Below are 13892 nucleotides of genomic sequence, written 5' to 3' on the forward strand. Positions count from 1 at the left end.
GCCCGTGACGGAACCGGACATCGGCATCGTGGGGGAGTGGCTGCACTCCTACGAGGAGGACACCGGCGACGCGGAGGTCTACCGCCCCGCGCGCCATCCGTTCCGGCCCTCTCGCCGTCCGCGCCGGGGCCTGGAGTTCCGGGCGGACGGCACGTTCGTCGAGCTCCGCCCCGGTCCCGCCGACCGCCCGCGGCCGGTGACGGGCCGCTGGCACGCGCGGGAGAGCGGTGTGCGCGTCGTCTTCCCCGAAGGCGGGCGCACCGACCTCACCGTGCTGTCCTGCCAGGACGGCGTGCTGACGATCGCGAAGTGACGGGAGACGCCGTGGACATCGCCGACGAGGTCCGGAGAAAGGGCCTGCGCCACGCCAGGGCGGCAGCCGTACGGTATCGCCGCAGCGGCACGGTCCGGGACGAGGTGCGCCGCAGGCAGCGTGAGGGCGACGCCTTCCCCGACTCGCCGGACCTGCTCGCGGCCCGTGCCGCCCGGCTCGTCCAGCGTCAGGGAGTGCCGGTCGAGGCCGTCATGGAGGCCACCCGGGGCGTCCGCCTGGACCGGCCCGCGATGCACGAGCGCATCCTCGGCGTCGCCAAGGACCTCCAGGCATGGAGCTTCCTGCCGCGCGGGGCCCGGGCGGCCCGCACCGTCGCCAGGATCTCGGTGCGCGAGAACGGCCGGGAGCTGCCGATCGGCACCGGCTTCCTGGTCTCGCCCCGGCTGCTGCTGACCAACCACCACGTCCTCCCCTGCCCGGAGGCCGTACGGCAGGCGTTCGCCGAGTTCGACGCCCAGGTCGGCGTGGACAACACGCCCGAGGTGGCCAAGCGGTTCACCCTCGATCCGGACGCGTTCTTCGTGGCCGACGAGGGCCTCGACTTCGCCCTCGTCCTGGTCGCTCCCGAGGCCGGCGGACGGCCGGCGGGGGAGATCTTCGGCTGGAACACGCTCAGCGCGCAGCCGGGCAAGCTCGTCATCGGCGAGCCGGTGAACATCGTCGGCCATCCCGGCGGCCGGTTGAAGGAGATCTCCATCCGGGAGAACCGGCTGGAGGTCCGTCTGGACGACTTCCTGCACTACCAGACCGACACGGAGCCGGGCAGTTCGGGCTCGCCCGTGTACAACGACCAGTGGGAGGTGACGGCGCTCCACCACGGCGGCGTGCCGAGGACCGACGACCAGGACCGCATCCTCCGTCGCGACGGCCAGGTCTGGCAGGCCGGTGACGGCGACGACGCGGTGGACTGGGTGTCCAACGAGGGCGTGCGCGTCAGCTCGATCCTGCGGCACCTGGTCACGCTGCGGCTCGACGGCGCGTGGACGGCGCTGCTCGCGGAGATGGGGCCGGAGTCGGGGCTCCTGGACGGACGCGCCGCAGGATCGGCTCCCACCGCGTCACCCGTGACGGCGCCGGCGGGGCCGGTGGGGCCGGTGGAGTCCGCGGCCACGCGGACGGTCACGCCGGGCTCGTCAGAGGCCACCACGGTGTCTCCTGACGAGCCCGGCACGACGGGGCTCGCCGCGGACTCCGCGGCGTTCGGGGGCGCCCTGCACCTGGTGTTCCTGCACGGCCGAGGCCAGCAGGGACGCGACCCCGAGCACCTGCGCCGTTACTGGACGGCGGGCCTGAACGGCGGGCTGACCCGGGCGGGACTGCCCACGATCGCCCCGGAGGACGTCTGCTTCCCCTTCTACGGCGACCGGCTCGCCGAAGCCCTGCGGCCCTCCCGCCCCGCGCCGCACTCCCTTGAGGAGATCTTCGCCGACCCGGTCGACGCGGCGGCTCCCGTGCTCTACGGCACGAGACGTCTGTACGAGCAGCTGATCGTGGAGGCCGCGACCAGGGCCGGGATGCCCGGAACCCGGCCGACGGGCGGGGAACGGGCGGACCTGGTGCACGGTGGGTTGAGCTGGCTGGCGGCCGTCACCGACCTGGACCGGCTCGCCATCGCCGCGATCTTCGCGGACGTGGCCGCCTACCTGGGGGACGAACGGGTCCGTGAGGCCGTGCTGGACACGGTGCTGCGGGAGACGCCCCGTGGCCCGCTGGTGATCGTCAGCCACAGCCTGGGCACGGTCGTCGCGCTGGACCTGCTCATCCGCCTCGGCCCGGCCGCGAACGTCGGCCTGCTCGTCACCGCGGGCAGCCCGCTCGGCCTCGACACCGTGTACCGGCGCCTGCTCGCCGGCGGCCCGAAGCGTCCCGGCCAGGTGGCCCACTGGTTCAACGCGTGGTGTCCCACCGACCCGGTCACCGTCGGATGCCCGCTCGACGACGATTGGCAGGGCGAACTCGTCGAGACGTGCGTCACCAACCCCTTGAGCCGGGCGCACGACGTGGAGGAGTACCTCGCGCACCCCGAGGTCGCACGCGAGATCGGCGCGGCCCTCCCCGCCGCGTACGCCCGAGGTCAGAAGGCGTAGCGGACCCGGCAGTACGGCAGCCTCTCGGCGATCAGGCCGGTGAGCGCGGTGACGTAGCGGCCCTTGTGGCCGGTCTTGTAACGGACGTTCCATCCGCCGGTCTGCGAGCGCTTGGGCTGCTGGAGGTCGGGACGCCACAGCACCTCCTCTGCCTTGGGATGCCAGCCGAGGTTGACCTCGTGCAGGCGGTCGTTGTGCGTGAGGAAGATGACCTCGGCGGCGAGCTGCGCGCGCGCCGCCGGGCCCAGCGTGTCGTCGAGCTGCCCGAGCAGCTCGGCCCAGTCCTCCAGCCAGCCGTCCCGTACGACGACGGGGCTGAAGTTGACGTGCACCTCGTATCCCGCCTCGACGAAGTCGTCGATGGCCGCGATGCGGTCGGCGACGGGCGAGGTGCGGATGTCCAGCAGCTTCGCGTCCGCGGCCGGCATCAGGCTGAACCGGACGCGCGTACGGCCTTGCGGGTCCCAGCCGAGCAGGTCGCGGTTGACGTACTTGGTCGCGAAGCTCGCCTTGGCGTTCGGCAGGTCGCGGAACAGGTCGACGAGGTCGCGCACGTTGTCCGAGACGGTCGCGTCCACCGAGCAGTCGGAGTTCTCGCCGATGTCGTACACCCAGGCGTGCGGGTCGACCTGGTTGGGCTCGGGCTTGACGCCCTGCCGTCCCGCGTGCCGGGCGAGATAGCCGGTGATCTTGTCGATGTTCGCGAACACCGTGATCGGGTTGCTGTAGCCCTTGCGGCGCGGCACGTAGCAGTACGCGCAGGCCATCGCGCAGCCGTTCGCGGTGGAGGGCGCGATGAAGTCGCTCGACCGGCCGTTGGGCCGCGCGGTGAGCGACTTCTTGACGCCGAGGACCAGTGCCTCGGTCTTGATCCTGACCCAGCGGGAGACGTTCGACTCGTCCCCGTACAGCTCGGGGATCCGGTGGTGCGACTCGATCTCGACGCGCTCGGCGTCGGGGAACCGCTGGAGGATCTCCTTGCCGCGCGGCAGTCCGGCCGCGGCGGGCTCGACGTAGAGGCGGCGGATGTCCAGGAGCCGGTGGCCTTCGTTCACCTGGGTGTAACAACCTGGCGGTGGCGTGACTTCCCAGGTCAATGGGCATGTGCGGGCTGGTCGAGGGGGCACGCGTACGCCGTCCTCGCGGCCAGCGTCCAGGTGCGGACGGCGGTTCCGCAGCGGCGGCATCGCTCGCGTTTGTAGACCCAGCGCTCGTCCGGCGCGTCCGGGTCGCTGACCACCTGCCCCGCGTCGCGGCCCAGCGCGAGATAGCGCACGGCGGTGTCCCAGAGCCGCCCCGCCGCCTCCGCGCCGATGCCGGCGGCGCGGGGATCGAGGCCCGTGAGGAAGAGCAGCTCCGCCCGCCAGGCGTTGCCGATCCCGGCCCACACCCGCTGGTCGAGCACGGCCGCGCCGACCGGCGGGTGGCGGGTGGCGGGTGACCAGCGCGAGCGGGATACCCCGCGAGTAGGATGCCACGGTCCGGAAAGACGTAGATCCACCTGGGAAAGGGCGGCACGTGGCGCAGAAGGTGATACTGGTTGACGACCTCGACCACTCCGAGGGCGACGATGTGGCGAGACGGGAGTTCCCGCTGCTGAACCGGACCTTCGCCATCGACCTGTGCGACGAGAACCACAAGCGACTGAACGAGGCGCTCGCCTTCGTCGAGGAAGTCCTGGAGAACGCCCGTGAGGTGAAGCAGGCGTCGCGCGCGAAGAAGGCGGCGGACGCGTCGCCGCGCCTGCGCGGTCACACGCTCACCGACGTCCGCGAGTGGGCCCGTGAGCAGGGGCTGGAGGTGCCCGCGCGCGGGAAGGTGCCCGACGAGATCCTCGAACGGTTCGTCGCGGCCCACCCCGGCGCCGCTCCGGAGGAGACCTCGGAGGAGCCGTCCACCCACGGCGCAGATTCGGACATTTCGGGATAAGTGACGCATAAGTGGACTCAGGATGCCCCATTGCTCGCAATGGGGCATCAAACACGGTAAATCGCCGTTTATCGGTCATTCGGTCTGGAAACCATGCAAGCGCGGGGTGATGGCGGCTTAACGGTCACTGAACGACATAGCTCTCTAAGAGTGGATGTCGTGCAAATCAGGCAGTTGATCCTTTAGAGGGGGACACGAATGCCCAAGCTCAAGAAGGTCATCGCCGGATTCGCATTCTCCACCGCGCTCGCCGGTGGCGCTCTCGCGCTGAGCGCCGCGGCCGCGGGCGCGGCGACCGCTCCAACCGAATACGGTTACTCGAGCCCGGCTGAAGATGTCCTGTTCAACAACACGTTCGCGAACAGCTTCGACAACTGGCGCACCACCGCCCGCAACCCGTGCGGCACCACCGGGTACGGAGACGGCTACACCACAGTCGGGGTCAACAACACCTTCGACAACAGTTTCAACGACTGGCGCACCGCCTCCTCTTATGGGGAGACGTGCGGCAGCGTCATTCCCTCGTGGAATGACTGGTGGTGGGACAACTGTCTCTGGGCCAACGCCGTCTGGGGATTCGACTGCGACAACAGCTGCTTCAGCGGCTGCCGCAACTGAACACCGGTGGAAGGTGCCCCTCCGCGGAGCGCGTGGAGGGGCACCGGCGGCGTGCGGCGCCCCGGCACCACACGGCAGGGCGTGCGCCGGGCGCCGCGGTTCGGCGGGACCGCGTCGCGCGTACGTTCGGCTCCCTGACGGGGGCCGAGGAGAACTATCGTGACCATCATGGATAACCCCCCCGAGCGTGGCGACTCGCAGACGTCGCACCTGCGTGCCTCGGACAGCAACAGGGAGCAGGTCGCCGCCCTGCTCGGCGAGGCTCTGAGCAACGGTCAGCTGAGTCACGAGGAGTACTCCGAGCGCCTGGACACCCTCTACCAGGCGAAGACCGTGGGAGAGCTCGACGTGCTCACCCACGACCTGCAGGTCGACCGGCGCCGTCCGGCCGCGACCCCGGTGTCCTACCATCCCGACGCGACCTCCGAGCCCGAGAGCGTCGTCGCCGTCTTCGGCGGCGCCGTACGCAAGGGCCGCTGGAGGGTACGGCGGCGGACCAAGGCGCTCGCCGTCTTCGGCGGGGTGCAGTTCGACCTGACCTCCGCCGAGTTCGAGGCGAAGGAGGTCGAGATCACGGTCAACGCGATCTTCGGCGGCGCCGAGATCATCGTGCCCGAGGGGGTCGAGCTGCGCTGCCACGGGACCGGCATCTTCGGCGGCTTCGACGTGCAGAACGGCCCGGACATCGATCCCTCCGCGCCGGTGGTCGTGGTGCGGGGCCTGGCGTTGTTCGGCGGGGTGAGCGGCAGGGCCGGGCGCAGGCGCGGCCGCTGAACCGCGCCTCTCCGGGGACGGCGGGCCGGCACGGGCCGTCCGCGACGGATCACCGCCTCCCGATGAGGCGGCGGTGATCCCGCCCGGACCCCGCCCGGATCTCGCCGGTGCGCTCGCCAGTGGTCTGGCCGGTGTGCTCACCGGCGGCCGAGGTCACCCTTGACGACCTTGCCCAGCCGGTTCTTGGGCAGCTCCGCCACGAAGCGCACCTGCCGGGGCCGCTTGTGGACGGACAACTGGGTGGCGACGAAGTTCACGAGCTCGTCGGCCGGGACCGCGTCCGCCACGACGTAGGCGTGGATCTGCTCCCCGAGATCGTCGTCGGGGGCGCCCACGACGGCGGCCTCGCGCACCGCCGGATGGGCCAGGAGAGCGTCCTCCACCTCGGCGGCGCTCACCTTGAAGCCGCCGGTCTTGATGAAGTCGGTCGACGCCCTGCCCATGATCCGGTGGACGCCGCCGGGCCCGACGACCGCCAGGTCGCCGGTGCGGAACCAGCCGTCGGCGGTCATCGAGGCCGCCGTGGCCTCCGGCGCGTTGGTGTATTCCGTGAACAGGCTCGGCCCCCGCACCTCCAGCTCGCCCAGGGCGGAGCCGTCATGGGGCAGGAGGTCGCCGTCCTCCGCCACCAGCCGCGTCTCCACGCCGGGCAGGGCGGTCCCGACCCAGCCGGGCGTCTGGTCCTCTCCCGCCCGGCCGCTGAGCGTGACCAGGGTCTCGGTCATCCCGTACCGGTTGAGCAGGGCGTGCCCGGTGAGGGCCCGCACGTTCTCGAACAAGGCAGGCCGGAGCGGAGCGCTGCCGGAGACCAGCAGCCTGGCGCCGCGCAGGGCCCGCGCGGACTCCGGGTCGTCGCAGACCCGCGACCACACGGTGGGGACCCCGAAGTAGACCGTCCCCGGCGCCCCGGCGTACGCGCGGGGGGCCGGCCGTCCCGTGTGCACCAGTGCCGAGCCGGTGTGGAAGGCGCCGAGCACGCCGAGGATCAGGCCGTGGACGTGGAACAGCGGCAGCCCGTGGACCAGCGTGTCCTCCTCCGTCCACGCCCACGCCTCGGCGAGCGCGCCGAGGTTGGCCGTGATGGCGCCGTGCGAGATCCGCACGCCTTTCGGGCGGCCCGTCGTGCCGCTGGTGTAGAGCACCAGAGCGGTGGAGCCGGGCTCCGGGCCGGGGAAGGAGGTCTCCGCGCCCGCGACGTCGTCCACGGGGACGACGGGGACGCCGAGGGCGCCCGGGTCCTCCAGCGCGCCCTTCGCCGCCAGCATGAGCGCGGGAGCCGAGTCGCGGAGGATGTGGTCGCGCTCCATGGGCCCGGCGTCGGGGGGCACCGGGACGACCGGGACGTTCGCGAGCAGTCCCGCGACCACCGCGATCACGGTGTCCATCGTCGGCGTGGCGTGGACGGCGACCGCGGAGGCGCCCGCGATCCCGCCGGCCACGGCGCTCGCGGCGCGCAGCAGCTCGGCCGGCGCCAGTGCGTCGTCCCCGAGCCGTACGGCGGCGGCGCCGTCTCTTCCGGCCGCCTGTCGAAGTCCTTCCAGCATGGCCTGCGTCACCTTTCGTCGGTACTTCGAGGGTGGCACGGAAGGCATGCGCCGGGCGGAGTGCCGTACTGCCGAGGGCGGCCGCGCGTCCGCGCGTTCACCGGGATCGTGCCAGTAGTGGGACGGAGGGCCGGAGCCGGGCCGCTGCCGCTCGTGGATTCGCGCCCGCTCCGATCCGCCGGCAGCGGCAGTATAGGCGGCCTCCTCCCGCGCGCCGGGCATGGCGGCCTCCCGGCGTGCGCGGCGTATTCTCGCGCCGGGCAGCCGGAGGCCGGCCCTCCCGCGAAGGCGAGGGCCGGCCGTATGGGGTGATCAGGACCCGGACGGGGCCGGGGCGTCGGTGGGCGTCGGCTCAGGGGTGGGAGACACGGTGTCGGCAGGCGTCTCCGCCGGGGCGCTCGGGGTGGTCGGGACGGTCGGGGTGTCGGTCGGGGTGTCGGTCGGCGCCGTGGGCGTCACCGTCGGCGTCGGGCAGGGCTGGGGAGTGCGCCAGGCGGGCTTGCCGGAGCGCCAGTGCGGGAAGTACGGCGAGCTCTTGCCGAGGTTCCACAGCTTCTTGCTCGGCCGGGAGAGATCGAAGACGTAGGCGGCCGCCGCGGTCTCCCCCTGAGAGGCGGCGGGTGACGGTTCGGTCTTCGGTGCGACGGTGTCCGCCTGCCCCGGCACGGCGGGGGCCGCCGGAGCCGTCGACGTCTGCGGATCGGGCGTGGGCGTTTCCCCGGGGGGCGCCGGCGTGCTCTCGGGAGGCGTGGGCGTCGCCTCCGGGGGAGTGGGGGTGGTTTCGGGAGGAATCGGTGTGCTCTCGGGTGGTGCGGGGGTCTCCTGGGGAGGCGTGGGCGTGCTTTCCGGGGGAGTGGGCGTGGCTTCGGGCGGGGTCTGCGGAGCGGGCTCCGCGGCGACCACGGAGACCCAGGCGTCCTGCCGGATCTCGCCGCCGCGGCGGCCGGTGAACACCCGCGTCGAGTCGTCGACGGAGTACGACCGCTCGAAGCCGTCCTGGCTCCGGATGGTGACCGAGCCCTCGGCCACGGCGACGGCCTGCCCGGTCTGGGTGAACACCGTGACGGTGTCGCACCTGTTCTTGGTGGGCACGACCATCTGGCCGTGCAGTACGCCGAGGAACGGGCCCACCAGGGGCACCTCGGTGGTGGTCTCGGCCGGGAGGTCCACCGGCGTGGGGGTGATCGTCACGGTGGTCGTCACCACGGGCTCCGGAGCGTCGGCCGGCGGGGTGACGGGAGCGGCGGAGGCCGCCGCCACTCCGACGCCGCCGGTCGCGGTCAGCACGAACGCGGTGGCGAGGATCATGGGGTGGGAGATGCGCCTGCGTGGTCCGCCCGGGCCGGACGATTGTCCTTCCTTCGGGCGGCGGGGGTTGGTCGGCGTCACCGTTCCTCCATATCGTGCGGTGTGATGGTTTCCGCCGGACTGGCGGCGGCCGGAGCGCGTTGCTCCGCTACCCGACAGTGGCGATCGTTATATTTGTTGTCAAACCGTGTCTCTTCCGTGGGTTTGTGGAGACCTTTCCCATCTATCCCGAATCCATGCGGGCCGATCCGCGGCCGGGCGGCCGGCCGGAGGCTTTTGGGCAGGTCGGAAGGGTGGAAAGCGAAGTGAAAAATCTTCGCACGGCTCTGCCGCCCGGTCACGACTCCGGTGACGCGCCGGCCAGGCGCGCGTACGGCCCGCCCGCGCGCAGCAGGTCGGCGTGACCGCCGGCCTCCACGACCCGGCCGGCCTCCAGCACGAGGATGAGATCGGCGTCCAGCACCGTGCTCAGCCGGTGCGCGATGACGACGCGCGTCATGTCCAGCCCGGCGAGGTTGGCCTCGATCGCCGCCTCCGTCGCCGTGTCGAGGTGGCTGGTGGCCTCGTCCAGGAGCAGCAGCCTCGGCCTGGACAGCAGGGCCCTGGCCAGGGCGATCCGCTGCCGCTGCCCTCCGGACAGGCCGCCCCCCTCGGCGAGCAGGGTGCCGTACCCCATCGGCATGGCCGTGATGTCGTCGTGCACGCAGGCGAGGCGGGCCGCCTCGGCGATCTCCTCGGCCGACGCGCCCGGGGCGTTCAGCGCGATGTTCTCGGCGATCGTGCCGGTGAACAGGACGGGTTCCTGCGGCACCACCGCGAACTGGCGGCGCAGCGCGCCCGGGTCGAAACGGGAGGCGGGGACGCCGTCGTAGCGGATCTCGCCCTCGGCCGGGGCGAAGAGCCCGAGCAGCACCCGGGCCAAGGTGGTCTTGCCCGAGCCCGACCGGCCCACCAGGGCGACCTTCCGGCCCGCCGGCACCTCCACGCTGACGTCCCGCACCACCCAGGGCGCCTCCGCCGTGTACCGGAAGCCCACGCCCTCCGCGCTGAGGCGGCCGCTCACCTCGGTGGTCACCGCGCCCGGGGGGACCGCCTCCGCCTCGGCCTCCCAGACGTCGGCCAGGCGGTCCACGTACGGCCGGGCCGCCTGTAGCGACTGCAGGCCGCTGATCAGCGAGGACAGCAGGGAGAGCGCGACGGCCGCGAGCGCCTGCAGCGCGAGCATCTCTCCCAGGGACATCTCCCCGCCGACGACCTGCCGCGCCCCGACCCAGACCAGGACCAGCGGGGCCGTGAACCTGATCGCGTCGAACACCGCCTGCTGCAGGCCCTGGGCCCGGCTGCTGCGCCCGGCCCGGCCGACGTACACCGCGAGCAGCTTCGTCCACCGGCTCCGGACGCGGGGTTCGGAGCCCGAGGCCTTGATGCTCTCGATGCCCCGCACCACCTCCACGAGCCGGCCCTGGACGTCGCTGCGTGTGTCCGCCTCCCGGCGGGCCAGGTCGCTCACGTGCCGCCGGGTGGCCAGCAGCAGGGCGACCTGGGCCGCCGCGAAGGCCAGCAGGCAGGCGCCGGTCAGCGGGCTGCGCACCGCCACCGTGACCAGGTATCCCAGCGCCAGCGGGCCGTCGAAGACCGCGAGGAGGGCCTGGCCGATCACGATCTCCCTGATCAGCACGGTGCCCATGACCTTGTTGGACAGGTCCACCGACGTCCGCCCGGCGAAGAACCGGAACGGCGCCGCGAGCAGGCGGGTCGCGGTGATCTCCAGCAGGTCGGCGTCCGCGCGGACGCGCAGGGCCGCGAGAGTGAACGCCCGCAGCACCCCGACCGCCGTGTGCGCGGCGAAGACCGCGAGCAGGCCCGCGCCGAGGGCGGTGATCAGGTCCCGCTCGCCCGAGAGGACCACCCGGTCGACGATCAGACCGGTCAGGGCGGGCAGGACGAGCCCGAACGCCTGCGTCAGGACGCTGAGCAGGGCCAGCAGGGCGACCAGGGACCGCCGCGCGGCGAACGCCGTACGGAGGAACCGGAGCCACGAGCGGCTCCGCGCGTTCCCGAACCGTCCCCGGGCGAACTCCGGTCCCGGTTCGAAGAGGAGCACCACTCCGCTGAAGGACTCGGCGAACTCCTCGTCGCTGATCCGGTGGCGCCCCGAACCCGGATCGGCGATGGTGACGCGCCCGCGCCCGAGGGCCTCGACGACGACGAAGTGGCGCGACTCCCAGTGGGCCACGGCGGGCAGGGGGACCTGCCGGATCCCGTCCGCGGGCAGCGAGAAGGCACGGGCGGTGAGGCCTCGCCGGCGTGCCGCCCGGATGAGTGAGAGAGCGTTCCCGCCGTCGCGCCCGATCCCCATCTCGTCCGCGAGCGCGCGGACCGTGGTGTGGTGACCGTGCGCTCCGAGGACCATGGCGAGGCAGGCGGCGCCGCACTCGGTCATGGAGTCCTGGAACAGCAGCGGCACCCTCGTGCGATTGAACCTCATGGTTCCCGCAGTGTTCCGTCGCCCACTGCGCGGCGACTTGGATCATCCGGCGTGGGGACCGGCCGCGGGGGCCGGGTCTCCGCGCCGCGGGGAGGCGGCGAGAAGGCCGGGCCCGCCCCCCGGCCTGCGGTTGCAGCGGTGCTCAGCCCCCCTCCAATCTGCTCGCAAGACGATTCCAAGATCTTCCACCGAGCCTTGAGGCGCGGGGGCCGTCCCGGCTCCCGTACGGAAAGGAGGGAGATCAGATGGGCAAGGACCTGCGCACGGAGCTGCGCGACATCTCCGAGATCGGCGCCGAGCTGGACGAGAGCCGGCTCCAGGGGATCAACGGCGGCATGGACCCCGAGGGGGCCTACAGCCACACCGGCCTGTACGCCAGCCGCGACGACGTCTACTGCTAGGGAGACACCGGAATGACTGTGCGGACCGTTCTCGCCGACATCGACGCCGTCGGCGCCGAACTCGACGAGGAGACCCTGCGGGGCATCAGCGGCGGCATGTGGCCCGAGTACAACACGGGCTCGTACGGCGGCAACATGTGCTCCTGGGACGACATCGCCCTCTGAGCGGCCCTTCGAAGCGCTTCCCGAAGCGCTCTGTGAAGCGCCTCTGAACCGCTTCTGAACCGTCGCCGAGGCACGGGGCGGGAGCGCCCGCGGCGGCGCTCCCGCCTTCCACCGTGATCACGAAAGGCCCGGCCTTGCCATCTCCGCACGTTCTCGTCCTCACGGGTGAGGACGATCCCCACGCCGACCGCGTCTGCGCGCTGCTCGCCGGGCGCGGCGCGCGGGTCACCGTCTTCGACCCCGGCGGCTTCCCCGTCTCCTGGAGGGTGGAGGTCGGCTACGCGGCGGACGGCCGCATGACGCCGCGCCTCCTGAGGGGTGGTGAGGAGATCGCGCTCGACACGGTAACCGCGTTGTGGTGGCGCCGTCCCAGCCCGCCCGCGCCGCATCCGGAGATCGCCGACCCGGCGGTCGCCGCGCACGCGGCCAGGGAGTGCCAGAGCCTGCTCGGCGACCTGTGGGAGCACCTGCCGTGCCCGCAGCTCCCCGCCCGCGAGTCGGTCTGGCGCCGGTCCGGCCAGAAGGCCTCCCAGCTCGCCCTCGCGGCGGAGCTCGGCTTCGCCGTACCGGACACGCTGATCACCACGGACCCGGAGTCGTTCTTCGAGTTCCACGAGCGGCACGACGGCCGCGTCATCACGAAGACGTTCCACATCCCCTTCATCGAGGGCGTCGGCGACGGCCTCACCGTCACGCGGCTCAGCGAGCAGGTGTCGCCCCGCGACCTGGCGTACGCCGACGGGCTGCGGTTCTGTCCCATGATCGTGCAGGAGCGGGTGGACAAGCGCCTGGAGCTGCGCGTCACCGTCGTCGGCCGCCGGATCTTCGCCGCGGAGATCCACTCCCAGGTGTCCAACCGGTCCAGCGTCGACTGGCGGCGCTACGACACGCGGGTCACCCCGCACCGCCCGCACCGCCTGCCGGACGACGTCGCGGCCCGGTGCCTCACCCTCATGGAGCGGCTCGGCCTCGCGTACGGGGCGATCGACCTGATCCTCACCCCCGAGGGCCGGCACGTCTTCCTCGAGGTGAACCCCAACGCGCAGTGGCTGTGGGTGGAGCACCTCACCGGCCTCCCGATCAGCGAGGCCATCTGCGAACACCTCCTGCGAGGAGCCTGACGTGACGCCTTTCCCCGACCACCTGCTGAACGACGCCCTGGCCTTCCTGCGCCGGATCTCCGGCGCCGAGCCGGCCGACGCCAGGCGCCTGCTGGACGACCTGCGGGCCGGGCACCGGAACGTGCCGATGCGCCTCGTCTGGCAGCGCGACCATCCCGGCGGGAGCCACCACTACGACCTGCTGATCCCGGCGCCGGACGGCACGGTGTCGGTCGCCTTCGCGCCGGCGCGGGCCGTGCCGTGGCCGCTGCGCGGCAGCCAGAGCGCCGGCGAGCAGGTCGTCGTCCGCGTCGACGGCGCCGACGTCAGGATGGAGCAGGCCATGGCCGTGCTCGACGGGCTGTGGGGGGACAGTTCGCTGGCCGTCCGCCTGGTGAACGCCGCCCTGGTGGAGCAGGAATTGGAGCGGGAACCGGTCGAGCTGACCGCCGAGGAGCTTCAGGAGGCCATGGACGCCTTCCGGCGGGCCCGCGGCCTGCTCACCGTGCGGGCCACCCGTGACTGGATGGCGGAGCGCGGGCTGGACCACGCGGCGCTGGAGGTGATCGTCCACCAGGAGGCCGCCATCGCCCGGCTGCGCCGCCGTGTGGCCGGTGAGGACGCCGCCGGGCTGTTCGCCGCCGACCCGGGCGGCCACGACCGCCTGAGCGTGATGCGCCTGCGCTATCCCCACCTCGAAGCCGCCCGGGCGGCGGCCGCGCGGCTGCGGGCCGAGGACACCCGCGCGGCGATCTTCGCGAAGGCCGCCGAGGAGGCCTTCGCGTACGGCGCGGACGTCCGGCCGGCGCTCGTGTACCGCCGCGAACTCGGCCCGGAGGCCGCGGGCGCAGAAGCCGGGGACGTCGTCGCCGGCAGCGGGCCGGAGCCGCTGGTCACCTGCGTCCTGGAGGTGCGCCCCGCCGTCCTCGACGACGAGACCCGGCAGGCGATCGAGAACCGGATCTTCGACGACTGGCTCGCCCGCAGGCGGGCCGAGGCGAGCGTCGAGTGGATGTGGGGCACCGCGCGGCGGACCGGCTCCGTCACCCGGGCGCTTCGGGCGCCGGACGGATCGCACGGCGCCTCGGAGGCCTCCCCGGCCGCCGGAGGGTTCGGAACGGTCTGAACCGGTCCCGCTTCCGCC

General features: G+C 72.7%; 14 protein-coding genes. 9 read left to right on the plus strand and 5 right to left on the minus strand.

All coding sequences use genetic code 11. The features are described from left to right. Positions 1-4 precede the first annotated feature (4 nt). Both HHX33_RS17305 and HHX33_RS17310 read left to right on the plus strand, forming a co-directional pair. On the plus strand, positions 5-313 hold the full coding sequence (locus tag HHX33_RS17305) for a hypothetical protein (protein WP_138461886.1): 309 nt from the start codon (positions 5-7) through the stop codon (positions 311-313). Further along, a complete protein-coding gene (locus HHX33_RS17310) occupies positions 310-2421 on the plus strand; it encodes a serine protease (protein ID WP_310741418.1) in 2112 nt (703 codons plus the stop codon). Before HHX33_RS17305 ends, HHX33_RS17310 begins: the two co-directional genes overlap by 4 nt. Here HHX33_RS17310 and HHX33_RS17315 read toward each other — a convergent pair. Continuing rightward, positions 2409-3476 carry a spore photoproduct lyase family protein gene (locus HHX33_RS17315; RefSeq protein ID WP_220501903.1) on the minus strand — a complete coding sequence of 356 codons (1068 nt, stop codon included), beginning with the start codon at positions 3474-3476 and terminating at the stop codon, positions 2409-2411. The genes HHX33_RS17310 and HHX33_RS17315 overlap by 13 nt on opposite strands. Before the next feature lie 38 nt (positions 3477-3514). Beyond that, the gene (locus tag HHX33_RS17320; RefSeq protein ID WP_220501904.1) at positions 3515-3826 is read right to left on the minus strand and encodes a hypothetical protein; all 312 of its coding nucleotides are present in this window, start codon (positions 3824-3826) and stop codon (positions 3515-3517) included. 113 nt (positions 3827-3939) lie between these two features. Here HHX33_RS17320 and HHX33_RS17325 point away from each other — a divergent pair, with 113 nt between their 5' ends. From HHX33_RS17325 to HHX33_RS17335, 3 genes are all read left to right on the plus strand, one after another. Continuing rightward, positions 3940-4350 carry a histone-like nucleoid-structuring protein Lsr2 gene (locus HHX33_RS17325; RefSeq protein WP_182875508.1) on the plus strand — a complete coding sequence of 137 codons (411 nt, stop codon included), beginning with the start codon at positions 3940-3942 and terminating at the stop codon, positions 4348-4350. A gap of 198 nt (positions 4351-4548) precedes the next feature. Continuing rightward, positions 4549-4968 carry a hypothetical protein gene (locus tag HHX33_RS17330; protein ID WP_182875510.1) on the plus strand — a complete coding sequence of 140 codons (420 nt, stop codon included), beginning with the start codon at positions 4549-4551 and terminating at the stop codon, positions 4966-4968. A gap of 168 nt (positions 4969-5136) precedes the next feature. After that, positions 5137-5742: a DUF1707 SHOCT-like domain-containing protein gene (locus HHX33_RS17335; protein WP_182875660.1), complete on the plus strand. Its 606-nt coding sequence runs from the start codon at positions 5137-5139 to the stop codon at positions 5740-5742. A gap of 137 nt (positions 5743-5879) precedes the next feature. Here HHX33_RS17335 and HHX33_RS17340 read toward each other — a convergent pair whose 3' ends face one another. From HHX33_RS17340 to HHX33_RS17350, 3 genes are all read right to left on the minus strand, one after another. Next, positions 5880-7286, minus strand: a complete 1407-nt coding sequence (locus HHX33_RS17340) for an AMP-binding protein (protein WP_182875512.1) — start codon at positions 7284-7286, stop codon at positions 5880-5882. A gap of 312 nt (positions 7287-7598) precedes the next feature. After that, positions 7599-8675 (minus strand): hypothetical protein, encoded by a 1077-nt coding sequence (locus HHX33_RS17345; protein WP_182875513.1) that lies wholly within the window; start codon positions 8673-8675, stop codon positions 7599-7601. Positions 8676-8931: 256 nt separating this feature from the next. Further along, complete coding sequence (locus HHX33_RS17350) at positions 8932-11082, minus strand: peptidase domain-containing ABC transporter (protein ID WP_182875514.1); 2151 nt, start codon at positions 11080-11082, stop codon at positions 8932-8934. A 245-nt stretch (positions 11083-11327) separates the two neighbouring features. Between HHX33_RS17350 and HHX33_RS17355 the strand changes: the two genes are divergently transcribed. The 4 genes from HHX33_RS17355 (at position 11328) to HHX33_RS17370 (ending at position 13874) form a co-directional block, all read left to right on the plus strand. Then, positions 11328-11483 (plus strand): hypothetical protein, encoded by a 156-nt coding sequence (locus HHX33_RS17355; RefSeq protein ID WP_165900703.1) that lies wholly within the window; start codon positions 11328-11330, stop codon positions 11481-11483. A gap of 12 nt (positions 11484-11495) precedes the next feature. Next, on the plus strand, positions 11496-11648 hold the full coding sequence (locus tag HHX33_RS17360) for a hypothetical protein (protein WP_165900704.1): 153 nt from the start codon (positions 11496-11498) through the stop codon (positions 11646-11648). Positions 11649-11782: 134 nt separating this feature from the next. After that, positions 11783-12769 carry an MvdC/MvdD family ATP grasp protein gene (locus tag HHX33_RS17365; protein ID WP_182875515.1) on the plus strand — a complete coding sequence of 329 codons (987 nt, stop codon included), beginning with the start codon at positions 11783-11785 and terminating at the stop codon, positions 12767-12769. Position 12770: 1 nt separating this feature from the next. Beyond that, entirely contained in the window at positions 12771-13874 is a 1104-nt protein-coding gene (locus tag HHX33_RS17370; RefSeq protein ID WP_182875516.1) for a TIGR04500 family putative peptide maturation system protein, read from the plus strand. Positions 13875-13892 lie beyond the last annotated feature (18 nt).

Source organism: Microbispora sp. H10670 (assembly GCF_014161385.1).
Taxonomy (GTDB): Bacteria; Actinomycetota; Actinomycetes; order Streptosporangiales; family Streptosporangiaceae; genus Microbispora; species Microbispora triticiradicis.